24 protein-coding genes are annotated in these 25,798 nt (G+C 62.8%); 6 read left to right on the forward strand and 18 right to left on the reverse strand.

The features are described from left to right. Together M0954_RS04910 and hutC (M0954_RS04915) are read left to right on the forward strand one after the other, a co-directional pair. On the forward strand, positions 1-749 hold a 749-nt coding region (locus M0954_RS04910), incomplete at its 5' end, for an aromatic amino acid lyase (protein WP_297351935.1). A gap of 91 nt (positions 750-840) precedes the next feature. Continuing rightward, positions 841-1,629, forward strand: a complete 789-nt coding sequence (gene hutC, locus M0954_RS04915) for a histidine utilization repressor (protein WP_297351937.1) — start codon at positions 841-843, stop codon at positions 1,627-1,629. A 39-nt stretch (positions 1,630-1,668) separates the two neighbouring features. Here the strand turns inward: hutC (M0954_RS04915) and hutC (M0954_RS04920) are convergent, their stop codons facing one another. The 5 genes from hutC (M0954_RS04920) to M0954_RS04940 form a co-directional block, all read right to left on the reverse strand. Beyond that, positions 1,669-2,400, reverse strand: coding sequence for a histidine utilization repressor (hutC, locus tag M0954_RS04920; protein WP_297351954.1), 732 nt, complete (start codon positions 2,398-2,400; stop codon positions 1,669-1,671). Positions 2,401-2,510: 110 nt separating this feature from the next. After that, positions 2,511-3,383, reverse strand: coding sequence for an amino acid ABC transporter ATP-binding protein (locus M0954_RS04925; protein ID WP_133894636.1), 873 nt, complete (start codon positions 3,381-3,383; stop codon positions 2,511-2,513). Positions 3,384-3,402: 19 nt separating this feature from the next. After that, entirely contained in the window at positions 3,403-4,065 is a 663-nt protein-coding gene (locus M0954_RS04930) for an amino acid ABC transporter permease (protein ID WP_122156192.1), read from the reverse strand. Positions 4,066-4,111: 46 nt separating this feature from the next. After that, entirely contained in the window at positions 4,112-4,762 is a 651-nt protein-coding gene (locus M0954_RS04935) for an amino acid ABC transporter permease (RefSeq protein WP_297351939.1), read from the reverse strand. Positions 4,763-4,844: 82 nt separating this feature from the next. Next, entirely contained in the window at positions 4,845-5,669 is an 825-nt protein-coding gene (locus tag M0954_RS04940) for a transporter substrate-binding domain-containing protein (protein WP_122156190.1), read from the reverse strand. Positions 5,670-5,970: 301 nt separating this feature from the next. Between M0954_RS04940 and M0954_RS04945 the strand changes: the two genes are divergently transcribed. Beyond that, positions 5,971-6,954 carry a 2-oxoglutarate and iron-dependent oxygenase domain-containing protein gene (locus M0954_RS04945; RefSeq protein WP_297351941.1) on the forward strand — a complete coding sequence of 328 codons (984 nt, stop codon included), beginning with the start codon at positions 5,971-5,973 and terminating at the stop codon, positions 6,952-6,954. After that, positions 6,951-8,351 (forward strand): FAD-binding oxidoreductase, encoded by a 1,401-nt coding sequence (locus M0954_RS04950; protein WP_122156188.1) that lies wholly within the window; start codon positions 6,951-6,953, stop codon positions 8,349-8,351. The genes M0954_RS04945 and M0954_RS04950 overlap by 4 nt, the downstream gene beginning before the upstream one ends. Positions 8,352-8,390: 39 nt before the next feature. Here M0954_RS04950 and M0954_RS04955 read toward each other — a convergent pair whose 3' ends face one another. The 3 genes from M0954_RS04955 to M0954_RS04965 form a co-directional block, all read right to left on the reverse strand. After that, positions 8,391-9,179, reverse strand: a complete 789-nt coding sequence (locus tag M0954_RS04955; RefSeq protein ID WP_297351943.1) for a hypothetical protein — start codon at positions 9,177-9,179, stop codon at positions 8,391-8,393. Positions 9,180-9,291: 112 nt separating this feature from the next. After that, positions 9,292-12,693: an alpha/beta fold hydrolase gene (locus M0954_RS04960; RefSeq protein ID WP_297351945.1), complete on the reverse strand. Its 3,402-nt coding sequence runs from the start codon at positions 12,691-12,693 to the stop codon at positions 9,292-9,294. Between the two features lie 53 nt (positions 12,694-12,746). Continuing rightward, a complete protein-coding gene (locus M0954_RS04965; RefSeq protein WP_122156185.1) occupies positions 12,747-13,538 on the reverse strand; it encodes a hypothetical protein in 792 nt (263 codons plus the stop codon). Positions 13,539-13,873: 335 nt separating this feature from the next. Here M0954_RS04965 and M0954_RS04970 point away from each other — a divergent pair, with 335 nt between their 5' ends. Then, the gene (locus tag M0954_RS04970) at positions 13,874-15,691 is read left to right on the forward strand and encodes a hybrid sensor histidine kinase/response regulator (protein ID WP_123388479.1); all 1,818 of its coding nucleotides are present in this window, start codon (positions 13,874-13,876) and stop codon (positions 15,689-15,691) included. On the opposite strand, the gene M0954_RS04975 is transcribed toward M0954_RS04970, so the two are convergent. The 6 genes from M0954_RS04975 to M0954_RS05000 form a co-directional block, all read right to left on the reverse strand. Continuing rightward, positions 15,657-16,379, reverse strand: a complete 723-nt coding sequence (locus M0954_RS04975) for a response regulator transcription factor (RefSeq protein ID WP_122156184.1) — start codon at positions 16,377-16,379, stop codon at positions 15,657-15,659. The two genes, M0954_RS04970 and M0954_RS04975, sit on opposite strands and share 35 nt — an antisense overlap. Before the next feature lie 421 nt (positions 16,380-16,800). Further along, a complete protein-coding gene (locus M0954_RS04980) occupies positions 16,801-16,977 on the reverse strand; it encodes a hypothetical protein (protein ID WP_166660928.1) in 177 nt (58 codons plus the stop codon). Then, a complete protein-coding gene (gene cydB / locus M0954_RS04985; protein WP_297351946.1) occupies positions 16,952-17,956 on the reverse strand; it encodes a cytochrome d ubiquinol oxidase subunit II in 1,005 nt (334 codons plus the stop codon). The genes M0954_RS04980 and cydB overlap by 26 nt, the downstream gene beginning before the upstream one ends. 24 nt (positions 17,957-17,980) lie before the next feature. Beyond that, positions 17,981-19,411 (reverse strand): cytochrome ubiquinol oxidase subunit I, encoded by a 1,431-nt coding sequence (locus tag M0954_RS04990; protein WP_297351947.1) that lies wholly within the window; start codon positions 19,409-19,411, stop codon positions 17,981-17,983. A gap of 285 nt (positions 19,412-19,696) precedes the next feature. Beyond that, entirely contained in the window at positions 19,697-19,984 is a 288-nt protein-coding gene (locus tag M0954_RS04995) for a helix-turn-helix transcriptional regulator (protein ID WP_122156182.1), read from the reverse strand. Beyond that, entirely contained in the window at positions 19,971-20,303 is a 333-nt protein-coding gene (locus M0954_RS05000; RefSeq protein WP_122156181.1) for a type II toxin-antitoxin system RelE/ParE family toxin, read from the reverse strand. The genes M0954_RS04995 and M0954_RS05000 overlap by 14 nt, the downstream gene beginning before the upstream one ends. A gap of 601 nt (positions 20,304-20,904) precedes the next feature. On the opposite strand from M0954_RS05000, the gene M0954_RS05005 reads away from it, so the two are divergent. Next, positions 20,905-21,459 carry a putative glycolipid-binding domain-containing protein gene (locus M0954_RS05005; protein WP_123388453.1) on the forward strand — a complete coding sequence of 185 codons (555 nt, stop codon included), beginning with the start codon at positions 20,905-20,907 and terminating at the stop codon, positions 21,457-21,459. On the opposite strand, the gene M0954_RS05010 is transcribed toward M0954_RS05005, so the two are convergent. The 4 genes from M0954_RS05010 to M0954_RS05025 form a co-directional block, all read right to left on the reverse strand. Next, positions 21,434-22,429 carry an alpha/beta fold hydrolase gene (locus M0954_RS05010; RefSeq protein WP_297351948.1) on the reverse strand — a complete coding sequence of 332 codons (996 nt, stop codon included), beginning with the start codon at positions 22,427-22,429 and terminating at the stop codon, positions 21,434-21,436. The genes M0954_RS05005 and M0954_RS05010 overlap by 26 nt on opposite strands. Further along, entirely contained in the window at positions 22,426-23,304 is an 879-nt protein-coding gene (locus M0954_RS05015) for a metal-dependent hydrolase (protein ID WP_297351956.1), read from the reverse strand. Before M0954_RS05015 ends, M0954_RS05010 begins: the two co-directional genes overlap by 4 nt. Positions 23,305-23,333: 29 nt before the next feature. Next, entirely contained in the window at positions 23,334-24,245 is a 912-nt protein-coding gene (locus M0954_RS05020; protein WP_297351950.1) for an SDR family oxidoreductase, read from the reverse strand. A gap of 89 nt (positions 24,246-24,334) precedes the next feature. Then, positions 24,335-25,798 (reverse strand): NAD(P)/FAD-dependent oxidoreductase (locus M0954_RS05025; RefSeq protein WP_297351952.1); only part of this gene is annotated, 1,464 nt, incomplete at its 5' end.

Below are 25,798 nucleotides of genomic sequence, written 5' to 3' on the forward strand. Positions count from 1 at the left end.
CGGCAGAAGTCGTCAATCGCGAACTCGCGTCGATTACCGACAATCCGATCGTCACTGGTACCCCCGAGGCGCCGCGCGTCTATTCGCAGGCCCATGCGGTGGGCGCTTCGATTGCGCTGGCGATGGATAGCCTCGCTACGGCTATCGCGCAGGTGGCGGCGATGGCCGAGCGGCGGCTCGACCGCCTCGTCAATCCGCTGGTGAGCGGCTTGCCGGCGTTTCTCGCCGAGCCGGGCGGCACCTGTTCCGGCTTCATGATTGCGCAGTACACCGCGGCGTCGCTGGTGGCGCAGAACCGGCGCCTCGCCATGCCTGCGAGCCTCGATGGTGGGATCACATCCGGTCTGCAGGAAGACCATTTGTGTCACGCGACGCCGGCGGCGCTCAAGACGCTGGAGATCGCCGACAATGCTGGCCGTATCGTCGCCATCGAACTGCTGGCGGCGGCCCAGGCTTACGATCTGCAAACGCTCGATGCCCCGCGAGCGCCGTACACCGATTCGTTGTGGCGACGCGTGCGCAGTGCCGTGCCGACCTATCGCGACGACCGGCCGCTCGCCGAGGACATGACGGTTGCGTTCCGTATCATTGCTGACACAGCGCCGCCGCCGCTGCCGGACCCGGGTAAGATGCGGCCTGCAACCGTTGGCGCCGGAGCAGACACCGGCTATCCATCGGCTGCCGGCGCGAACCCTGCAGCACCCACAACGGTTGCGATCGCAGCTTGCGATCTGCAATCGGCGGCGTGAAACGGTCAATGGACCCACGAGCCGGTGCGGCCGGCCTACCCGCCGGGCGCATCGGCACATTTACGTATTGCGTGCCACCCACGAGGTCGACGTGAATATGAACATAGACAACGCGCCATTCGAAACGACCGAGGGCAGTCCTCGCCAGGTTGCCGAAGCGCCAGCAAAAAAAGCCGCACAAGAACCTGCAAAAGCGACGCCGGCCTACCTGCAGATCAAGCGCTACGTGGTGAAACGGATTGCCGAAGGCGACTGGAAACCGGGTGGACTGATTCCATCGGAGACCGAACTGGTCAAGGAGTTCGGCGTGGCGCGCATGACCGTGTCGCGCGCGCTACGCGAGCTGACCACTGAGCGGGTGTTGACCCGCGTGCAAGGGTCCGGCACTTTCGTTGCGCCGCAACGCTATGAATCGACGGTACTCGAGATTCGCAACATCGCGGACGAGATCGCTGCGCGCGGCCATCGGCATATGGCACGTGTGCTGACGCTCGAACCGAGCGACGATCCTGAGTCGCTCGATGCACTCGGTTTGTCTGCTGGACCGGCCTTTCATTCGCGCATCGTGCACTGCGAAGAGGGCGAGCCGATCCAGTACGAAGACCGCTACGTCAATCCCAAGGTATTCCCCGAGTATCTGCAACAGGACTTCACGACCGAAACGCCGAATCACTACATGGTGCGGCTCGCGCCGATTCAGCGGGCCGAGTTTCGCATCTACGCGCAAAAGCCCGACGCCCACGTGCGCCGGCATTTGTTGATGGAGATCGGCGAGCCGTGTCTGCTGTTGTGGCGCCGCACCTGGGTGGGCGATGCGGTGGCGACGTCGGTGCGGTTGTGGCATCCGGCGTCGCGCTTCCATCTGGCGGGCAACGTCTGAGTTTGATCCAGGACCGGCGGCCCGTTCAGCCCGCCCTGTTTACCCCTGGCGCTGCGAGATATCCGGCGTGAACCGGCAGCCCAGCCGGTAGCGCGAGCCCGGATGCACGAAGCGGGCGAACGTCACCGCCACGCCGCTCGTCCACGTCCGGCGCACCAGCGTCAGACACGGCTCTTCGACGCGTATCTCCAGCAGCGCGGCTTCTGCGGGTGTAGAGAGACCAGCATCCACGACATGTTCGACGTCGTGCGCCGGCACGATGTTGTAGAGATACTCGGATGGACGGATCGCCGCGAAGTCCTGCTGCAAAAACTCCGGCGCGGTGGCCGGATTGACGTAGCGGTCTTCGAGTTGCACCGGCAGGCCGTTTTCGCGATGCACGCAGATCACATGAAACACCGAGGCACCCGGCGCCAGTCCCAATGCATTGGACACCACCACAGGCGCGGTTTCGCGTTGCTTGAGCAACGTTTCGTAGGTGTACTCATGACCGCGCGAGCGGATCTCGTCGCCGATGTGGGCGATCATCAGCAGGGTGGATTGCGGCTTGGCCTCGGCGACGAAGGTGCCCACGCCCGACACCCGCGTGACGAGCCCTTCGTCGGCGAGCTCGCGCAACGCGCGGTTGACGGTCATGCGCGAGACGCCAAGCTCGGCGACAAGGTCGAGTTCAGATGGGATGCGGTCGCCGGGTTGCCGTGCACCCGATTCGATGGTGCGGCGGATATGGCTTTTGACCTGTTCGTAGCGCGCGGTCGGATGGTCGGGCATGTCGAGCGCGATGCCTGCCGCGCCAGCCACGGCGCTTGCGGTCGCAGCGGCAGCGCTTGCAGAAACGCGCGTTGCCGGCATACGGCCAGTGCCGCGGGCGGCGCGCGCGGTCATGCTGGGCCCGCCTCGCCGGCGTCCTGAGTCCAGAAGGCGTTGCGGTCGAAGTAATTCTGCAGGAACTGGCGCAGGCGCGGCTGGCCCGCATCGTGAAATACTTCGCGCGGTTTGCCTTCCACTGCAATGCGGCCCTGATCGATAAACACGACCTTGTCGGCCACCTGGGCGGCAAAGCCCATTTCATGCGTGACGACCGCCATCGTCATGCCGTCGCGCGCCAGTTGCTTCATTACTTGCAGCACCTCGCCGACCAGTTCAGGGTCGAGCGCCGAGGTGGGTTCATCGAACAGCATGATATGCGGCTCCATGGCGAGCGCTCGCGCAATCGCCACTCGCTGCTGCTGGCCACCCGACAGTTTCGCCGGATACGCATCTGCCTTGTGCGCCAGCCCCACCGTCTCCAGCATGGCATTAGCGCGGCGGCGCGCATCGTCGCGTGAAAGATGCTGCACCCGCAGCAGCGCCTCCATCACGTTGCCGAGCGCTGTCATATGCGGCCACAGGTTGAACTGCTGGAACACCATGCCGACATTGCGCCGCACGCGGTTGATCTCGCCCTGCGAGGCCCGCACGCGTTTGCCGTTCCGCTCGGTATAGCCGAGCAGTTCTCCCTCGATGCGCACGTCGCCCTGATCGTAGGTCTCGAGCGCGGCGAGGCAGCGCAACAGGGTGCTCTTGCCTGAGCCCGACGGTCCGATGATGCACACCACTTCGGATCGGGCAATCTGCAGGTCGATGCCGCGCAGGACCTCGACTTCGCCGAAGCGTTTGCGTAGGTCGCGCACGTCGATCAGCGATGCGTTGCTCGCGTGTCCTGCAACGGTGGTGGTGGGGTCGGAGGTCGGCATGTCGGCGAGGGCGTTCATCGATCGGTCCAGTGTGGATTCATGCCATGAAACGCGCAACACGGGCTTCGGCCCACATGCCGGCACGCGAGGTGATCTCGACCAGTGCGAGGTAACAGACGCACAGGGCCAGCAGCGTTTCGACAAATGCGAAGGTAGCCGAACCGATGCCGGTCAGGACAAAAGTGAGTTCAGGCACTGTGACGATCGACAGCACGGCGGTCTCCTTGCTGAGCACGATGATCAGATTGGTGAGCGCAGGGACGATCAGCACGAGCATCTGCGGCACCTGGATGCGCAGCACTGCTTGCCAGCGCGACAGCCCGAGACACGAGGCCGCTTCCAGGTGGCCGCGTGGCACCGACTGGAAGCCGGAACGGAACGCCTCGGCGAAATACGCACTGCCGTACAGGCCTAGGCCGAGCACGCCGGCGGTCATCGGTTCGAGCGTGAGGCCGAACGAAGGGCCGCCGTAGTACAGCAGAAATAGCTGCACGAGAAACGGCGTGCCGCGAAAGAGTTCGATATAGAAGCGCAGCAGCCCGCGCACCCAGCGTCCGCAGAACAGTTGCAGCACCGCGATCAGAAAGCCGATCAGCATGCCGATGACGACACCCGCGACCCACGTGCCGACGGTCGTCGCGAGACCCGCTGCAATCGGCTGCAGGTTGTGGGTGATGACGGTGGGATCGAATTGCTGCATCGCAGGGGGCTCGGAGTGGCTTTCGGTTCTGTCGCGGCGTTGTCGCTCAGGCGTGCTGCAAACGGTGCTCGGCACCGTGTGCAACCAGCGCGAGCGTGCCGCAGATGACGAAATAGATCAGCCCGGCGGCAACATACGCCTCAAGCGGGCGATAGGTGCTGGCAGCGATGTTCTGCGCGGTGCGTGTGATTTCGGCCACGCCGACCACCGAGATCAGCGACGACGCCTTGATCAGCAGCACCATTTCGTTGACGAGCGATGGCAGCGTGAGGCGAAACGCCTGCGGCACCTGGATCCGGCGCAGCATGTCGAACGGCGACATGCCGAGCATGCGTGCTGCCTCGATGTGCCCAGGTGGGATGCTCAGAAAACCACCGCGCAGAATCTCGGCGATATACGAGGCCGAGCACAACGACACGGCGCTGATCGCAGCGGCGAGCGGCGACACGTTGATGCCGACGAACGGAAGCAGGTAGTAGACGAGCAGCAGTTGCACGAGCATCGGCACGCCGCGAAAGAAAAATACGTACCCACCCCCAAACATGCGCGCCGCGCGATGCGCCGAGAGCCGGGCCGAGCACACGCCGATCGCGACAAAGAAACCGATCACGAGCCCCGTCAGCGAAATGCCGACCGTGGCAATGGCCGCGTGCAGCAGCAGCGGCAGACCCTGCAGAAAGACAGTCATGCTGAACATGGCATGCACCCGCTGGAAGAGCCGGCGAACCGCTGCAGCGTAACGTGGGCCGCAGCGGTTCGTTCAGTTCATCTTCAGTTCATCAGTAGTTCGGCGTGGGCAGGGTGGTCGGCGCATCCATCGCGACGCCGAACCACTTCTTCTGCAACGCCGCTAGGCGGCCATCGTCGTGCATCTTGATCAGCGCGGCGTTGAAGGCGTCGTCGAGCGACTTGCTGTCCGGGTCTTTGCGCATGCAGTAAGCGAAGTACACCTTGGCGCCGAACGGCGGCTGCACCACCGCAAAGGCCTCGGGCCGCTGTTTGGCCACATAGGCGATGTTTGTCATCGAGTTCGCCACGGCGGCGATCCGGCCGGCGGCGAGGTCGGCGTACGCCTGATTGTTATCGACGTATTCGCGGACTTCAGGCGGCTTGGGCAGCGTCGCGATATAGGCCTTCAACTGGTCTAGCTGAGCCGAGCCCTTGCCGGCGCCCACGGTCTTGCCGGCGATGTCCGACGATTGCTTCAGCGACGTGTCGTTGGCGCGCTTGAGCAGCGCGTCGGTGGCGTCGGCGATGGGCAATGTGTACGTATAGCGATCCATACGCGCTTTCGTCACCGTCAGCGGTCCGCCTACCATGTCGAACTTGCCGGCTTCGAGGCCCGGCAACACGCTTGGCCAGGGCAGGTCGATGAAGCGGACCTTTACGCCCAGTTCCTTGCCGATTTCGGCGAAGAGGTCTTTATTGAAGCCGGCTTGCTGGCCGTTCTCGAGAAAGTCGAACGGCGCAAACTGCATCTCGGTGCCGACTACAAGCTCGCCTGCCTGCTTGACCTTGGCAAGCTGATCCGCGTGAGCGGCGACGCTTGCTGTACACAATGCCAACATCACTAAACGACACTTCCAGCCTGCAAGGATGCTCATACGATTCTCCGGTTGGCAAAGCGGTGTCGCGCGGGACGGAATGGAGCAGGCGCGCGCTATTGATCAGTATGCGACGCAGTATATACCGCACCTTTTGCGCGAAATAAATAATCGCGTTGTGCGCTGCAAGGCAAGCTTGGCGTTGGCGGCTCAGAGCGGAAACGTCGCTTGCGAAGGTGCTTTTGGCGGTATATACAACTGGGAATACGCGTATCGCACGGCGCGCTTTGCAAGGTGTTCGAAGTAATGGCCGTGCACGCATTCCTCAGTCAGATCCATCTTGCTCACCAGGAGCGTTGCGATGCCACCTGTCACCCGCATTCCGCTCATCGATTTTGCCGGCGTGCGCGCCGGCGATCCCGTGGCCCTGCAGCGCGTGGGCCGGGAGATTCATGACGCGTGCACCACGATCGGGTTTTTCTACATCATCAATCACGGTGTGCCGCAGGCGGTTATCGATGCCGCGGAGCACGCAGCTCGCAGCTTCTTTGCGTACCCGGTTGAGACCAAGCGGCGCGTGGCGGTGAATCAGCGGCATCGCGGCTTCAATGCACTCGGCGACGCCACCATGTACCAGGCAAAACGGCCCGACTACAAGGAATTTTTCAGCGTCGGACTGGAGTTGCCGGAGGATGATCCCGATGTGCTCGCCGGTCAGGCATTGCGCGGGCCGAACAACTGGCCGGACTTTATGCCGGCGTTGCGCCCGGCGCTGTATGGTTACTACGAAGCGGTGGCAGCGTGCGGCGCGGACCTGTTGCGCGCGGTAGCGGTGGGTCTCGGCGTCGACGAACAGTTTTTCGCACCGCGCTATACCAAGCGGATGCAGCGTACGCAGATGGTTTACTACCCGCCGCAGCCGCCGCAATCGGATGCCGACCAGTTCGGCGTAGCGCCGCATACCGACTACGGCTGCATCACGCTGCTGTGGCAGGATCAGGTGGGCGGCCTGCAGGTGCGCGAAATCGCCAACGACACGTGGGTGGACGCGCCGCCGGTACCGGGCAGCTTCGTTGTCAATGTCGGCGATCTGCTGGCGCGCTGGACCAACGACCGGTTCCGTTCGACGCTGCACCGCGTGATCAACGCGTCGGGTCGCGAGCGTTATTCGATCGCGACCTTCTACGATCCGACTTACGGTGCGCAAGTCGATCCACGTGAACTCGGCACCAGCGAGGCCGACCTCAAGTATCAGCCGGTCGCGGCAGGGGACTACATTCTGGGGCGTATCAACGACTCCATGGGTTATCGAAAGAAACTGGCGGCGCAGGGGACGACGGCATGACCCTAAGTACTCCCGCAGAGTTTTCCAGTACGCTGACTGCCCTGCGCGACGCGCTGGGTGCCGATGCGGTGCGCGTTGGTGAGCAGATCGGCGAACGCTCGATGACCGACTGGACGCGTCATGAGCCAACCCGCGCGGCGGCGTTGCTCTTGCCACGCACGACAGAGCAGGTGTCGAAGGCACTAGCGATCTGCCACGCCGCACATCAACCGGTGGTGCCGCAGGGCGGTATGACGGGACTCGCGGGCGGAGCCATCCCACGCGTCACCGATATCGCACTATCGCTCGAGCGTATGACAGGCGTCGAGGAGATCGATCCGGCCTCAGCGACCATGACCGTGGTGGCGGGCACCACACTGCAGACCGCACAGGAAGCCGCCGCGCAGGCCGGTTTCGAACTGGCGCTCGATCTCGGCGCACGTGGCTCGTGCCAGATTGGTGGCAATCTGGCCACCAACGCGGGTGGCAATCGCGTAATCCAGTCCGGCACCGCACGCGATCAGGTGCTTGGCCTCGAAGTGGTGCTGGCCAACGGCGCGGTGTTGAGCGCGCTTGGCAAGATGGTCAAGAACAATACCGGTTATGACCTCAAGCACTGGTTTATCGGTTCGGAAGGCACGCTTGGCGTCATTACGCGGGCGGTATTGCGGCTGCATCCGCAACGCGCGGCGCGGCATAGCGCGCTGGTTGCGCTGGATAATTACGATGCGGCGGTAAGTCTGTTGCGGCGGTTGGCGACGCGCTTTGGCAACGATATCGGCGCGTTCGAAATCATGTGGCCGGACTTCTACGACTTCGGTGTCGCATTGACTGGCGCGCGCTCTCCATTCGCCGAAGCGCATCCGCTGTATGCATTGATCGAGCACGCCAGCTTCGACGCGCAGGACGACGGCGAGCGCTTCGCTGCCGCGCTGGCCGAAGCGCTCGACACACATGTCATCCGCGATGCAGTGATCGCGCAATCGGTAGCCGATGCGCGGGCGTTATGGGCGGTGCGCGAATGCACAGCCGAATTCCCGGTGCGGCTCGATCCGATCAACTTCGACGTCAGCCTGCCGATCAGTGAGATCGGCAGGTTTGTCGAGCGTTGCCGCGCGGCGCTCGATCGTCAGTGGCCCGACAATGAATCGTATTTTTTCGGGCACATCGGTGATTCGAATCTGCACCTGACCGTGGATGGCCGTTCGATCCCGGGCGTTGATCATCACGCGGTGTACGCGTTCGTCTATGAGATGCTGGGGCCGTTGCACGGCTCGGTGTCAGCGGAGCATGGCATCGGTTTGTTGAAGCGCGAGTTCTTGCCGATCTCACGCTCGCCCGAGGAGTTGGCCGCTATGGCCGCGATCAAGCAGGCGCTCGATCCGCACGGGATTCTGAATCCGGGCAAGCTGTTTTGACGGCGGCGGGGCGGGCATGGACACCATGCCGCCCGCATTTCAGTAAGCTGAGTAGTCCAGCAGCTCGTTGGCGTAACGCCGGTAAAGCCATGAGAGGACCGAGGCGGCAAGTCCTATGAAAACGGTGTTGATGAACCCGAATCCTACCGCGAATGCAATAGAGCCTTGCCCCCCGGACATCAGCAGCCTCGGGCCGAGCACAGAAAATGTGATCGTCCATATGAGCGTCAGCGGCAGATGGGTGACGAATCCGACGCCAAGAATGCTCCAGAAATGACCGCGGCTGTCTTTCCACGCTGCGCGCAGCGTGAGCGGACTACCAAGAGAGACAGCCGGGTAGATCAGGCATAGACGGCAGACTGCATACAGATACGCTAGCGAAATGAGTAACGCGAACAGGATGAAGCCGCCCGCGCCCATATGGCGCATGACCGGGATCAGGAGCATGACAAGCAAAACCGTCACCACAATCAAGACCACCGCCAGACCCAGCGAGAAGAGCATGTAGCGACCGAGCGGTTCGCCGTTGAGGGGCAAGAGGGGCTGGGTGCCTTCGCCGAGTAGCAGGAACCGGTTGACCTTGATGATCACGCACCCGTAGATGACGAGCTGCAGCACCGAGCAAACCAGCTTGACGAGAGGGTGGCCGGCCCTCGCTGCGAAATCGAGCCCTGCGCCTTGGGCAAGATGCTGAAAGGGACTGGAGAGCAGGGTCGTACAGGTGAGGACTGCAAATATGCAGAGGAAGAATCCAGGCATCCGGACGATGGCCTGCCAGGTGCTGATCCAGCTATTCTTGACGCAGTTACCGAAGGTCAATTCTTCCATGGCGTTTGGCGTAGCTGTTAGAGTTTATTGGAGTGATCCGGATCATAAATGAATTTGCAGGCGCGGTCTGCAGGGTGATCGAGCCATTCGGATGCCGGGCGTACATAGCGCTTCAATATGCATCCAGATACTGCAGTATCAGCGGATACACATCCACCGCCGCGTTCTTGCCGAAGATGCAGTCGAGGTGCCCATACCCCGGAATCACATGCCGTTCGTAATGCTCGGCACCGAAGCGCTCCACTAGCAGATTGAAGGTGGTTTCAGTGCTTACCGGCAGATAGCACCGGTTTTCTGCACCGTGAATGAAGCCGATCGGCAGATGCATGCCCTCGATGTTGGGCAGATAAACGTCCTTGCCGTGGGCATCCACCACGTGTCCCGCACGCACCATCGTTGCCAGTTGACTGAAAAGCTCGACGTCATGCACGCCGAAAAGCTCTTGCAGATTTGCGTGAAGCTGCTCGCCGAGTTGCGCATGTTCATAGAGGAGACCATACAAAAACGTTGCGCGATGGCAGAGCGCGCTGCCGCAGCCTTCGTCGTGTCCGACCGGATAGAGGCGCAGCGCTTCGTCGAGCAGATTGTGCGGCCAGTCATGAGCCCGCGTGTACACCGTCAGATCCTTGACGCCCAGGTGCCCGAGTATTTCCGGCACGTGCAGACCGGCCTTGATCCGCTGCAATGCACCTGGAACCGGATGGGCGGATACCTGGGACAGCAGGGCCGAGCGCACGCCCTTTAGCCCCGAAAGCAAAGACATGGTGACGGCCATTGCGCCGAAACAATGCGCGACCACCTGGATCTGCTCCGCGTCCGTGATCTGCCTGACCTGCGCGACAGCGGCCGGGATGTCTTCGCGTGCGATCGCGTCCGCCGTGGCGGGTTCGAGCGCGCTCGGCAATTCGATGCTCACCCGCAGGTCGACAAGCCATACGTCGTAACCGGCCGCGCATAAAAACTCGACAAGGTTGGTATCGACCAGGTCCGTCGCGAAGATCCGGCTCGACGTGCCCGAGCCGTGCACGAGCAGCACAGGTCCTTTGTTGCCTGCGTGATAGCGCGTCAGTTTTAGCGTCTTGCTGTCTGCTCCGGATGTGTTGAACCACTTCAGTTCTGGCGCCGGCGCGCGCAGCGTTCGCTTCAGACGCGGTGCGGAAGTGTCCGAGTGCAGAAACTGCAACGGCGCCGCGACACCGCCATATTCAGTGAACAGCACCCCGCCGAAGAACTTGCCGAATTTCAGTGTCCATTCGAGCCGCGTCGCGAGGTCGGGCGTGTGCGTGACTTCGATGGTACGCATCTGCCTGAGGAAATTCTCGGGCGTGATGACCAGGGTTGCTTTGCCGATCACAGGTGCGTCGGCGGTGTCGGAAGCGCGGATCTGCGCGTACAGCGTATTGGTCTGCGGCCACAGTTCGAGTAGCGACGAACGCGTGATGATCTTCTGTCCGGACAGATAGTAGCGTGGGCCTTCCACCGTTTCGAGCGTCATCCGGTAGTTCATGTCGCGTCGGTCGACCTGGATCTGATCGACGACGAACAGGTTGAAACGGCCGTCGGCGATGGTCATCGGTTGGGCTGACAACGCCGGGCACGTCAGCGTGCCGACTGTGCGCGCAGCATGCTGCGGGTTGTCGAGCATGTCGGCCAGATCGTCGGATTCGACCGTGAGCGTAAAGCTGATCGGAATGCTGTCCTGAGATACGCCTGGCTGCACTGCATCTGGCTCGTAAGTGCCGATCATGGTTTCGGTGAAGCGCAGGCCGATCTTCTGCGGCGGCGGTGGTGCGACGTCGCCGCGTGATGTGTAGTCGATCTGCCAGCCATGCGCCGCGGCCAGTTGCGCGCAGTTGCGTTCGGCCAGTGCCGAGATCGTCAGCAGTGGATTCACGCCAAGCGAGATTGGCACGACCGCACCGTCCATTACATACAGGCCCTCATGAACCGCGGCCCCTGTCGTGCCTGAGAACACACGGCCGGCCTGATCGACGACGCCGTTTTCGACGTCATCCGCCATTCCGCAACCGCCTAGCGGGTGCACCGTCACCAGTCGGTCGCCAAGCAGATTCGCCGAGATCGGGTCGCGCACATAGTCGCCGCCCAGCGCGCTCGTCGCCGCTTCGAGCGTCTTCTCGATGGTGGCGTAAATCGCCTGCTGGCCGGCGTTGGGCCAGCGGATGCGAGGTCGTCCATGTTCGACCGTGATCTGTCCGCTTTCGTCGTCGTGTGCCATTACGAGGTATGTCTGCGTATGGTTCATGGCGCCGTGGTATGGCCCGCGCAACAGACTTTCGGCGATGCGTGCGTCGGCATCCAACGAGGAATGTGCCGGCGACCGCGGTTCGAGCATCTTCACGCCTTCGGTGGGCGCGGCAATGCCCATCACGCCTATCATTGCCACTCCGACCGGGCCGGCCAGCGAGCCTTCCTCGATCACGAAGCCGTCGCGGACATCCGGCGTGTCGCGGTGATCGATCAGGCCGCAGATCGTCGGCCCGACCGGTGGAATTTCACCGGCCTTGTGCGCGCCCCAGCCGATGCCGTTGATCGGCTCATCGGTGTTGTAGGCGAAGGCGAGCACATCGCCATTGCCGGTGAAGTGCTCGCCGAGTTGCGTGGACACAGGTAGTCCGGCATCGCGCGAGCGCAACAGGATGGCAGTCGAACCGAGCGTGCCCGCCGACAGGATGACGATATCCGCGCTGACAGCCAGATCCGGCGCGTCGTAGATTTCGCGGCCTAGGTCCACCGGTTGATAGCGCACGCGCCACTGCTGGGTGGCCTCGTCGCGCACCACTGAATGCACGGCTACGCCTGTAAAAATCTGCGCGCCATGCGCGACCGCGTCCGGCAGATAGTTCATGTGCGTCGAATTCTTCGACTCATGGTTGCAGCCTGAATTGCAGTCGCCACAGCCGATACAGCGTTTCTGTCCGACCCCGGCGGCGTTTGGGCCGTCCTTGAAGGTGACCGTGATGGGCGGTCGCGAGAAGCGATCCTGCATGCCGAGTGCCTGCGCCGAGCGGGCGAGCGCATTGAGCTTCGGCAGAGAAGGGAAGTCTGCGGGTACCGGCGAGGGCTGCAACATCGCTTCGGCGCGTGCGTAGCCGGCGGCGAGGCCGGCCTCGTCGGCGCGCACCGCTGCCGGCCAGCGTGGGTCCTGCCACAAACGGGGATCGGGCCTGAGCGCCACGTTCGCATTGATCAGCGAGGTGCCGCCCAGTCCGCAGCCGACCACCGCGTTGACCTCGGCATTGACATGCACTTCGAGCAAGGCCAGCGGCGAGCCGATCTGCGCAAACTCAGTGTTGTATTGCACCTTGCTTGCACCCTCGAGTTGCGTCGAGGGAAACTCGCCTGCCATGAATTCGCGGCCGCGTTCGAGCAGGCACACATTGCGGCCCGCCCGCGCCAGCCGGCTGGCCGCGATGGCTCCGCCGTAGCCCGATCCCACCACCACAATGTCGTAATGAGGCTGCATTGCCTGAATGGCGCTGGACAAGCGATCCATCGTGAACACCTCGATGTCGGGCAGTGACGCCGCGCAACGGCAATCTTGCGCAATTAGGCGGCTACTTCATTCATTTCGCTGTCGCTCGATTCGGCGGCGAGCAGGTTCAGCGCGATCAGGATCGCCGCGCGGTTTTCGACGTCGATCTCGATGCCCAACACGTCGATCAGCCAGCGACCGATCTTGGTATTGGAAAAATCAGCGGCGTCGCCCGTCTTTTTCATTGTGACGCCGAGTTTGATGGCGCGATAGTGATATGAGGGAACACGATGCTGCGCTGCCACGGCCGAGAGTCCGCCTTTGCATTCCGAGCACCAGCCGAGGCTGCCTGCCAGGACGATCCGCTCGGGTTCGTCGAGGCCCTCGATGAAGGCCCGCGCGGCGAAGCGCACACGTGCTTCGTCGAGGCCGTATTGCAGCAGCACGCTTTCGACGGGGTCTTCGAGCGCGTGAGCGTGCAGATCGATTTCCTGCGCCATGCCCTCGTTTTCCATCGAGACGTTGCGCTGATGGCTGGCGCTGCGCAGGCAGTCGATCAGATAGCGGCGGAAGTATGCACACAGCGCGTAGCCGTTGGACGGCGCGCTTTCGGCGCAGGCGTTCGTGTCCGAATGACCCGGGGTGAGGCGCAAAACCCGGGCGAAGATGAACTGCGCGACCAGTTCTTCCTTGTCCTCGCCGAGCGCCTGCAGTTCGAGCGGATGGTAGGTCCGCAGCGCCCGTTTCACCAGATCGACCATCGAAACCATTTCGTCACCGGACAGTTGGGTGCGACGGCGCCACAGATCAGGCAGGATCGCATTGTCCAGATTGCGGACGAACTCGCGGCTCGGTACAGCGCCCATGGAAACCTCCGTCGAAGGATGGGTCAAGCGCGCGGTAGGCCCCGGGGCGGGGCGGCGAGGGCTGTGTGAACCGGCCCGGTGCCGCGCTGGAAAGTTGACCCCAGTATGGTTTTTGCGCGCGGCTTCGCCTATATGGATTAAGTGATAGCTGACAGGTAAACTGCCGGGTAAACCAACGGCGCCGACGGCCCCGAACGGCCGCTGGCGCCAGCGCCGCCTGATGCCATGCACCATTCGGGCATCCAGAGCGGCGTGAAGCCCGCCTCTCGCCCGCGGCACTGCGCTATCGAAATAGCCGGACCCGACAGCAACAACCTTGCATGGGAGACCGCACGATGCGGGCCGATCCTGTCCAGCGAGCGATCGACGAGGATCTGGCGCGTGTGCTGTACGCCCAGAATCCGATAGCGTTCTTCACTCACTGGTTCGCCATAGCGGTGCTCGTGTCGATCTACTGGGTCGACATGCCGTATCCGCACCTGTTCGCCGCGTGCTTTGGCTTCTACGCGGTGGCGAACTTTGCCGCCTTGGGGCTGTGGCTCTGCAGGCGCCGCTGGCCCACCGCCATGACGGCGCGCAACTGGATCAGGCTGCACGCGTTGCGGGGTGTGTTGCTGTACAGCGCGCCGGGGCTGGCGATCTGGTTCGCGTTTCATAGCCGGCAAGCGGATCTGCCGGTGCTGCACACCGTCATGCTGGTGACGCTGGCGGCGGGCGTGTTCATGTCCAATGGCTTCGACCTGCTCAACTTTTCGACGGGCATCATCTTCGTGCTGCTGCCGGCCATCGTGCTGCTGTTCGGCAGCCACAACTTCGACCGCACCATTCTCGCGATCGTCCTCGCGTTCTTCTTTTGCGCCATCAACGTCTATGCGATCAGCTATCGCAAGCTGTTCCAGCGCGTCGTGCAGGCGCGCGTCGATCAGCAGCAACTGGCGGAGTCGCTCGCCGAGCAGAAGCATGTCGCAGAAGAGGCGAGTCTCGCGAAGACACGCTTCTTCGCCGCGGCGAGCCACGATCTGCGCCAGCCGCTGCATGCGATCGGGCTGCTGGCAGCATCGCTGAATGACGTTGCCGTGACACAGGCGCAGCACGGTAAAACCGCCGCTCACATCGTCCATAACGTCGAGGCTCTCAACCAGTTGTTCAACCAGGTCCTCGATCTGGCGCGGCTCGAGAGCGGCGTCACCCAGGTGATCCGCCTGCATTTCCGGCTCGACGAGCTGTTCGAGCGGGTCGGCAGCCAGTACCGGCCGCAGGCGGCGGCGAAGGGACTTGCGCTGCGCATCGCGCCCACCACAATGGTGGTGCACGACGACCCAGTGCTGCTCGAACGGGTGCTGAGCAACCTGTTGTCGAACGCGGTGCGCTATACCGAGGAAGGTGCGATCTGGGTGGGCTTGCGGCGCGCCGGGCGGCGCGACGGCGGCTACATCGAGGTGCGCGATTCAGGTATCGGCATTCCAGCGGTCGAGCAGGGACGCATCTTTGAGGAGTTCTATCAGGTCGCTAATCCGCAGCGCGACGCGCGCCAAGGGCATGGACTCGGTTTGCCGACGGTGAGGCGTCTGGTCGAGCTGCTGGGCGGCGAGTTGCGACTGCGTTCGGCCCCGGGCCGCGGCTCGGTGTTCCGCTTCCCCGTTCGGACCGGCGACCCCGGCGCGATTGTGGCGAGCCTGAGCGATACGGTAGCGAGTGGCCCGTCGGCGCAGGGGCGGCACGTGCTCTGCATCGATGACGACCCGTCGATTCTCGAAGGCCTGACGAGGCTGCTCGGGCGTTGGGGCTGCATCGTGCGGGGTGTGCGCGACGAAATGCTGGCGTTGCAGGTGTTGAGCGAGGGCTTTGTGCCAGACGCGGTGTTGTGCGACTTCCAGCTGGCGAACCATCGCACGGGGGCGCAGGCGCTCACTGCGGTGCGCGAGGCGCTGCGGCGCGGCGGCCACGAAGGCGCGGTGCTGCTGCTGATTACCGGCGACATGGCGTCGGGCGAACTGGCGACGCTCGCCAGGCAAGGCATTCCTGTGCTGCATAAGCCGGTCACGCCGGCACGCCTGCGCCGCACGTTGGAAATCTTGTGGCAGCAGGCGGATCGGGATGGCGCAACCGGCAACCTTGCTACAGCGTCCGGCCCGCTTCCAGCCAGCCGTTGATTACGGCTATCGCGGTAGACCGGTTGTGAACGCCGAGCGCCCGGAAGATCACCGACAGATGCACCTTGACCGTTCCTTCGGCGACACCCAGCTCGCGGGCGATCATCTTGTTGGTCCAGCCGCGGTGCACGAGACGCATGATGTCCTGTTGGCGCGGCGCGAGGTTTTCGAGCAGATGCTGCTGATGCGGCTGCAGGGCTTCCACATGAACAATGGGCTCGGTCACGGATGGCGCGGCCGGTGAGTTCCCCGCGCCGCCCGGCGCAGCTTGCGCCGCTTCGCGTGCGCCGAGCAGGCTCAACGCTTCCATCGGCACGTATGCGCCGCCCGACAGCACCAGCTCGATGGCCTTCAGCATGACGCTGGCCGGCTGGCGTTTCGGGACGAAGCCAAGCGCGCCGGCCGCGAGGACCGCCCGCATTTCGTCCGGCGATTCTTCGGCGGATAGCACAACCACCGGCAGCGCCGGGTGCTCTTTGAGCAGGATTTCGAGGGACGCCGCGCCGCTCATGCCGGGCATATGCAGATCGACAATTGCGAGATCGTGATCGGCGTCGGGCCGCGCGGCGGCGGCCAGGGTTTCCCAGCTGTCGGCCTCGTCAAACTGGGCGTCAGGGTCGAGTCCGCGCAGCATTCCTTTGACACCCTGGCGTATCAGTTCATGGTCATCGGCCACAAGAAACTTCATGGTGTCTCCGCGTGTCGGCACTGCGCGCTCGTATTTACCACCATTATTCCGCCGATGCAGGACGCGGATGGCGCCTCCCCCGAGATACGCCATCCGTCCCGTCAGGCCACCTGCGCGAGCGCATGCGTGGCACATTCATTTTTATGATGTTGATCCCCGGCGGGCTGCAGACAGTGTCGGCGATGGATAGGTCTCCTGCGCTGCCGGCTCTGCGGCACGGTCGTGCGTTTTGCACGCCGCTTGGTTTCCATGCACCGGACGACTGTCTTGACTGCGGCCTGCAACATAGACGCGTGAAGCGGCGTGATTTTGAAGCACAGTATGCGAGGTTTAACAATTGGCGCTGTGTTGCTTCGTTTGGCCTCGCGTGACTTCATATGGGTCGCGCTGGCCAGCGAAGCAACCGCGCCTCGGCCGCCGGTCAATGGACGGCGAACAACGTCAGGTTCATCAGGATCCTGAATGCGAAGCCGAGCGACATTGCGCCACCCACGCCCACGCACCACAGCGCGATAAACCAGACCCAGCCGGGCAGCACGCGCCGCGTGGGCGCGGCGGCCGGCTGCCCGGACTTAGTGATAGTGATGTTGGTCGTCATGGCGCACCTTGCCGCGAAATACCCAGTAACCCATCGTCGTATAGCTGATGATGACCGGAATGATCACCGCTGCACCTACCAGCGTGAACATCTGGCTCGAACGCGGCGCGGCGGCTTCCCACAGCGTCATGCTTGATGGAATGGCGTACGGCCACAAGCTCACCAGCAAGCCGAGATAGCCGATCAGCACGAGCGCGAGCGCCAGCACGAAGGGCGTCTTGTGATGCCTGTCGCGCACGGCGCGCCGCATGAAGAACGCGCAGATGGCAACGAGGAACGGCACCGGCAGCAAGCGATAGAACAGACCCGAAGCGAACCAGCGCTGGGCGATGTTGGGGTCCTGCAGCGGAGTCCAGAGACTGACCATCGCGATGAAGCCGAGCAGGACGATCGTCAGCGGCCACACGACACGATGCAGGCGCCGTTGCAGATCGCCTTCTGTTTTGGCGACCAGCCAGCAGCAGCCGAGCAGCGCATAGGTGACGACGAGGCCGAGACCGGTCAACAGGCTGAACGGTGTGAGCCAGCCGAACGCCGAGCCCGCATAGCTGCCGTCCACGACCGGAATGCCTTGCAGGAACGCGCCCAGTACGATGCCCTGAAAGAAGGCGGCACCGGACGAGCCGCCGATAAACGCCAGATCCCACAGATGCTTCGTGCGGTTTGCCTTGGCGCGCAGTTCGAACGACACGCCACGAAAGATCAGGCAGGCGAGCATGAAAATCAGCGGCAGATACAGCGCCGACAACACAGTCGAATAGACCACCGGAAACACCGCAAACAGACCAGCACCGCCGAGTACCAGCCACGTCTCGTTGCCGTCCCAGACGGGCGCGACAGTGTTCATCATCAGATTGCGTTCTTTCTCATCGGGAAAGAACGGAAACACGATGCCGATGCCCAGATCGAAGCCGTCGAGTACCACATACATGAACAGGCCCAGTGCGATGATCGCGGCCCACACTACGGTGACATCCATTTTCTAACCTCGTTACGGTGTGGTTCAGGCCACGTCGGCCAGTTGCTCGGCGGCCGGCATTGGGAGACGCGCGGGGCGACCGGGGAGCGCGCCTAGTGAGACGTCGGGCGTGCCGTGCGGCGTCTGCCCGGGCAACGCGGGACCAGAGCGCATCAGCTTGAGCATGTAGTAGATGCCGGTGCCGAACACGAGGAAGTAGACGATCACGAACGCCATCAGCGAGATCCCCACTTGCTGCGTGGTAAGCGGAGACACCGCCTGCGAAGTGCGCAGCACGCCGTATACCACCCACGGCTGACGGCCTGCTTCGGTCGTGACCCAGCCGGCCAGCAATGTGATGAACCCGGCGGGGCCCATCGTCACGGCGAGCTTCTGGAACCACCTCGCGTCATAGAGCCTGCCGCGCCGGCGCAGCACCCATGCGGTGATCGACATCACGATCATCAGCACGCCGAGTCCCGCCATCACGCGGAAGCTCCAGAACACGACGGTCGAATCCGGCCGGTCTTGTGGCGGGAATTCCTTCAGGCCGCGGATCTCGCCGTCCCAGCTATGCGTGAGAATCAGGCTGCCCAGATGCGGAACCGATACCGCATAGCGGGTGGTCTCCGCCTTCATGTCGGGGATGCCGAACAGGTTGAGCGCCGTGCCGCCTTTCTCGGTGTTCCACAGGCCTTCGATCGCCGCGATCTTGGCCGGCTGATACTTGCGGGTGTTCAGACCGTGCTGGTCGCCGACAAAAGCCTGGATGGGCGTGAGGATCAACAGCATCCAGAGCGCCATGGAGAACATTGTCTTGACTGCCGGGTCGCGCCGGCCCTTCAGCAGATGCCACGCGCCAACAGCCGCCACGACAAGAGCGGCGACGATAAACGCAGCGAGCGCCATGTGTGCGAGGCGGTAGGGAAACGATGGGTTGAAGATGATCTTGAACCAGTCGAGCGGGACGACGTGACCATTTTCGACAGCGAAACCTTGCGGCGTTTGCATCCAGCTATTGGAGGCGAGAATCCAGAAGGTGGAGATCAGCGTGCCGATGGCGACCATCAGCGTCGCACCGAAATGCGCGCGCCGACTGACGCGCTGCCAGCCGAACAGCATGATGCCGAGGAAGCCCGCTTCAAGGAAGAACGCGGTCATCACCTCGTACATCAGCAGCGGCCCGGTGATCGGACCGGCGAAGCTGGAGAAGCCCGACCAGTTGGTGCCGAACTCGTAGCTCATGACGACGCCGGAGACGACACCCATGCCGAAAGCCACTGCAAAGATCTTCGACCAGAACAGACACAAATCTTTGTAGTAGGCCTTACCGGTTTTGAGCCAGCGCCATTCGAGCACGGCGATAAAACTGGCGAGCCCAATGCTAAGTGCGGGGAAAACGATATGAAACGAGACCGTGAACGCGAACTGGATGCGCGCCAGGTCGAATGCGGAGATTGTGGATGCGGGATTCATGATCTTGATACCGGGACAACCTACGCGCATCGACCGCTGTCGACGCGCACTGCCGTAAGCAGATGGCGCAAGCGTAGGGGAATACGCGGTGTTTTGCTGCGTCGCGACGTGCGTCGAAAAGACGCGCGGAGAACGGCGACCTAACGATTTTGAGGCGCTAAATCGTTGATCGGTATCAAGTTTGTCTGGGGTTTCGTGAGCGCTGATGCAGCCCCGAAAATGAAAAACTGCGTCAATACACCGCGCTGCAACAGAGCGCCGATGGCGCTCGTACTGGATAGCGAATCACGCGATTGAAATGACGAGCTTCTTGCCGCACGCGGCTGCATATTTGCGCAACGTGTCGATGGACGGCGAGTGCTGTCCCGATGCGAGCGCGCGTTCGAGCCGCGTTACAGCGGGTGCCTTGGTGCCCATGCGTTCGGCGACTTGCGCCTGGCTCAGCCCGGCGGCGTGACGCGCTGCGAGCATCTGGTCGAGGAGGGCGAATTCTTCGCGGTTTAGCCGTTCGTATTCGGCGCGGACTTCGGGGTCCGCGAGGGCGCGGGTACGTAATTCCTTATACGTTGTCACGTTTGATCTCCAGCAGTCTTTTGCGAGCTATTTCCAGCTCGTTTCGGGGCGTCTCTTGCGACTTCTTCACGAACGAATGCAGCATGACGATGCGGCGTTCGACGATCGTGCAAAAGAACACTCTGGCAATGCCTTCCGCTCCCTTCAGACGCATTTCGAAAAGGCCGCCGCCCATGGATTGGGTGTGCGGTTCTCCAAGGTTCGGACCATATGTTTCCATGCGATCCGCCAGTGCGATAAATCGCGCCAGTAGCGTCTTGGGCAGCGAAGCGACCTGGACTTTGACCTTCTCGTTGTAAAAGTCGATCAGAAATGCCATTGGACTCCAATATAACAAATATGTTACTGCCGTGCAAGCAGAAAACCTCCCGGTCTGGACCGGTCCGGCATCGCCTTCGATCAGGTGGTGCCGGGTAGCTTCGCGAGCGGGGATGAGGCGGCAGGACAGCGTGCGAGAGCAGGGTCGCGCGGGACGGCAACAATAACGTTCAGGATAACGGAACGAATTCTTCGTGAAAATCCGCCAGATGGCCAGGGTAATTCCGCCATGTCGTACAAGGCCGTAATAAATGTTTGAATCTGTAAATTGACAATCTGGTGATTGAACCAGCTAAAACGATGAGAGCTTTACCCAGCGCGGGAGTGCGAGAAAGCGCTTTCTTGAGAGGCGTAAGAGCTACCTGGCCGGTCGTTACAAAGGCAGCTTTTTCATCTTGAGACGTGACCGGGTAGCGGATATCGTCGGGTTCTCGTGTGGTCGACCCCGACACGCGAGTGTGGTCCTAACGGCGTCCCGCCTTTAAAGCGGAGACGCCGTCTTTTTTATGCCTTGTTCACCGGCGTATTTTGCCCAGATCAGCTCTCCGACGTTATAAGCTGGTGAATCCGCAGCCAGCATTTTCCCGAAAGGAGGCAAGGCCATGCGCGACATACGTTGGACGTCGGAGGAAGGCGACGGGGTCGAACATCTCGCGTTCGATGCGCGTGACGACGGTTTTTACGTCGAGAGCGCCGTGGTGGGGCAGCGTTACGGAAAGGGCTATGGGCTCTACTACAGGGTGCACTGCGATCCGCGTTGGCGTGTCATCGACGCGTTCCTCAAGATCATGGGTGGCGGCGAACTGGCGTTGCATGGCGACGGCGAGGGACATTGGCGCGATGGCGATGGCAACGCGCTCGGTGCGATCGAAGGCTGCATCGACATCGATATTGCCGCTACGCCGTTCACCAACACGCTGCCCATCCGGCGCTTGCAACTGGCCGAAGGTGAGCGCCAGCCGATTGCAGTGGCCTACATCTCGACGCCCGAGCTTCAGGTTACGCGGGCCGAGCAGGCCTACACATGTCTGGCGTTGAACCGCGAATACCGCTATGAAGGCATCTTTCGCAACTTCATCGCGGACATGCAGGTGGACGAAGACGGTCTCGTGATCGACTATCCGACGCTCTTCACGCGCTTGCCACGAACGCGCTGATGCCGTTCACCCGGCTTAGTGAGGGATGCTGTGAGGCAAACCGGTCGATGCGGGCGGCGATACCGACGGGGTCGCGCAACACGACCCAGTGGCCGGCGTCGATCGTGTCGCGCGTATAGTCGCCGAGCCACTCCTCGAGCCCCAATGAAAGCGCGGGTCCCACATAACGGTCGCGCAGCGGCACAATGAATTGCACCGGTGCGTGAGCCGGGCGGTTGCGTGGATGAAGCAGCCGGGCGATGAAGTTGGCGCGGTACAGATTCAAGCCGTTGATCGCATTGCGTAGCTGGGCTGGATCCGGCGCAGGGCGGATGCGCTCGGTGAGCCGCAACCACAGCGGCCATGCGCGTGCGCCGCCGCAGCGCCACAACAGTTCTGGCACTAGCGGCAAATGAAACAGGAAGATGTACCAGGACTTCAGCGTTTGCCGCAGGCCGCTGGCGAACGGGCGCGCGGAAGTTTGCGCGGAGGTTTTGTTCGAGGGTGGAACGCCATGGCCGCCATGGCCGTTGCGGTTGCGGTTGCTATGGCCACTGCGGCCGCTCCGGCCACGCAGGCCCAACGCGGCGTGATCAAGACACGGCCCCGAAATCGACGTGAACGAAGCGATGCGGCCTGCGAACGAGGGACTCGTCACCGCTTCCCAGCTTTGAATCGAACCCCAGTCGTGACCCACCAGATGAAACGCCTGCCCGCCACAGGTAGCGTCGACGACGGCGGCCAGATCGGAGGCCAACCGTTCCAGCCGATACGCGGCCCGGCGGGCCGGCGCTTCCGAGGCCCCGGCGCCGCGCACGTCGTAGGAAATCACACGATAGCGCCCGTCCAGTTGCGCCCGCACCGGCTCCCATACCGCCGCCGAATCCGGATAGCCGTGCACGAGCACCAACGGCGGCGCCTCGCGCGGTCCGCTGACGTACACGGCAAGGCGTACGTCGCCGGCCTCGACGACGAGCGTATCGCGGATCACGTCACCGCCCGCACGCCGCGGCGGCTTGCCTTCAACGCGGCGGGATTGGCGGCGTTGGCCGAATCGACCGCGGCCACAAGGCCTTCGATTCGCGCCAGTTGCGCGCGGTTATCGTGATCCCACGGGTGGAAGTCAGGTTTGAAAAAACGCAGCCACTCGAGCGCGATGCCCGGAAACACGCCGTGTTTTGGCCCGTACAGGAATTTGACGACGCGCCACATGCCGCGCAGGTGGCCGCCGCGCTTGCGGTCGGCGATCAAAAGGCGCACGTGATAATCGAACACGATCAGCCAGAACGCGAGCGTGACCGTCAGCATGGTGCCCGCGCGCAGCAGATAACGCGCCGGGCCGGGTTTGATCACGGTGTTCCACACGTCGAACGAGACGGCCTTGTGCTCGGTCTCTTCGAGCGCATGCCAGGTCCACATCTGCGCATAGCCTTGCACCGATCCACCCACCCGCGTGTCGTCCTCCAGCAGCAGACCGGCCAGCATCGCCGTGTAATGCTCCAGCGCGACGGTCATCGCGAGCTGGAACGACTTGGGCATCTTGCGATTGACGTTGAGGAACCACGTGAGACGCTGGTCGAGCTTGTGAGCAGGCAGCCTCGCGTTTTGGAGCAGATCGTTGTACTCGATATGCTCGCGGGTATGCATCGCTTCCTGGCCGATAAAGCCGAGTACCTGCTTCTTCAGGACGGGGTCGTCGATCCGGTCGCGATAGTTGCGCACGCTGTCCATGAAGAAGCGCTCGCCCGCTGGAAACAGCAGCGAAAGCGCATTGAAGAAGTGTGTCACATGCGAGCCTTCCTGGTGCCAGTCGCAGGCACGCTCAGGAGACAAAACGAAACGAAGGTCGCGGCGAATCGGCATCATGGCCTTTCTCTCCCTATGATCTTTGATGTTCATGCGCGCCGTCCGGCAGCTTCTGCTTCTGCAGCGCGAGCGCGCTTTTGCGCGATTCGGTGCGGACGGCGGGTCTGCATCACGACGAGCGCCTGATAGGCGGCCGGCAGCGTGCGGGCAAGCCAGTCGGCAGCCCGCGCATCGCGGCCGATCAGCACGCGCCGTTTGTTCTTGCGCACGCCGTCGAGAATCGTGCGGGCTGCTTCGTCGGCTGTCGTGATGAAGAATTTTTCGAAATCGTCCTTGCCTTGCTGTTCGCTCTCGATCATGAAGCCGACCATGTTCGAGGCGATCCGGCTCGATTGCGCGATGCTGGTGCGGATGCCGCCTGGATGCACACAAGTGGCCGACACGCCGCATTTCATCAGGTCGAGCTCCTGGCGCAGCGCTTCGGTGAAGCCGCGCACGGCGAACTTGGTTGCGTTGTAACCGCTCATGCCTGGTTGTGCGAACAAACCGAACACGCTTGAAGTGTTGACGATGTGCCCTTCGCCCGACGCCTTCAGGTGCGGCAGGAACGCCTTCGTACCATGCACGACGCCCCAGAAGTTGATGCCGACAATCCATTCGAGATCGGCATAGTCCATGCCGTCGATCGTGCTGGAGAGCGCCACGCCCGCATTGTTGAAGACGAGATTGACGCGGTCGTGCTGGGCGGCGGTTTCGGCGGCCCAGTCGAACATCGCCGCGCGATCCGCCACGTCGAGCACGCGCGTCGTCACACGCAGCGGCGCACCGACGATCTGCGGCGCGGCAGTCTCAGCGAGCTTTGCTGTTTCGGCGAGGCTTGCAGCGTTGCGATCGGCGAGCGCCAGGTGGCAGCCTTCTCGCGCCAACTGGATCGCCAGCGAGCGGCCCATACCTGAGCCTGCGCCGGTGATGGCGGCAACACGTTCTGTGAAATTCTTCATCGTACTGTCCTCTCTGAGCGGTGCCTTGTTGTTTTGTCTGTGCGTGAGACGGGAGCGCTTGATGGCATGGCGCCAGCGTGCGCTTCGTCTCAAGTTGTCTCTGCCGACGATGCGGCCGAAGCGGTCGACGCTGACGAAGCTGTTGAAGCGCCGCCCTGCGTGGACTCAGCGGCGTGCGTCTTGAACGCCGCGGCTGGCTGGGCAGCAGGCGCATACGCAAAGTAATCACCCATGCTGAAGCGGCGGGTAGCCTGGCGGAAACGGAACGCGAATCCGGGCCACAGCGTCGTGTTCTTGCCGGTCCGTGGATCGAGGTACCAGCTCTTGCAGCCGCCCGTGGACCAGATGGCGCGGCCCAGCTTCTGCTGGATCTGCTCGTTGTAGACGCGTTCGACCTGCGGCCGCACTTCGATCGCGGCGGCTCGTTCGCGTTGCATGGTCTGCAGTGCGCGCAGGATGTACTCGACCTGCGACTCGATCATGTACACCATCGAGTTGTGGCCGAGCCCCGTGTTCGGGCCGACCACCATGAAGAAGTTCGGGTAGCCAGGCAGTGTCGTGCCGAGATAGGCATGCGCGCCACCATGCCAGGTATCGACGATATCGACGCCGCCCTTGCCGCGCACCACGCCGCGTGGGAACGGGTCCGCAACCTGGAAGCCGGTGCCGAAGATCAGGCAGTCGGTGGGATGGCGCATGCCATCGGTCGTGACCACCGCGTCTTCCTCGACGCGTGCGATCCCGCTCGTGATGACCGCCACATTCTGGCGCGACACCGCAGGGAAATAGTCGTTCGAAATGAGGATGCGCTTGCAGCCCATCGTGTAATCGGGCGTGAGTGTGGCGCGCAGTTGCGGATCGGGTACCTGACGATGCAGATGACGCACCGCGACTTTCTGCGCGGTCTTCATCAGCGATGGATGAATCGCAAAGCCAAACGCACGCGATTCCAGCATGCAATAGAGACCCGCGCGCCACATCTTCTGGGTGAACGGCAGGTGCCGGAACAGCCACTGTTCGAACGGTTTAACCGCGCGGTCGGCCTTCGGCATGATCCACGGCGGAGTGCGCTGGAACAGGTCGAGCTGTGCGACGCGCGGAGCAATCTGCGGCACGAACTGTATGGCGCTCGCGCCGGTGCCGATCACGGCGACGCGTTTGCCTTCCAGCGGATAACTGTGGTCCCACTGCTGCGAATGGAAGGTCTTGCCCTTGAAGGTATCGAGCCCCGGAATATCCGGCACCGCCGCGCGGGACAGGCCGCCCATGCCCGATACCAGCACCCGCGCCGACCAGCGCTGGCCGTTGGCGAACAGCATGTGCCAGCGATGACGCGTTTCGTCATAGGTGGCGCTTACCAGTTCGTGACCAAAGCGGATGTGCAGCTGCACGCCGAAACGCTGGGTGCACGCCTCCAGATACTCGCGAATTTCGGGCTGGCTCGCGAACATGCGAGTCCAGCGCGGGTTCGGTGCGAACGAGAAGGAGTAGACGTGCGATTGCACATCGCAGGCGCAGCCCGGGTAGCGATTGTCGCGCCAGGTGCCGCCGAC

The sequence above is a fragment of the Paraburkholderia sp. genome (assembly GCF_026225065.1).
In the GTDB taxonomy this organism is placed as follows: Bacteria; Pseudomonadota; Gammaproteobacteria; order Burkholderiales; family Burkholderiaceae; genus Paraburkholderia.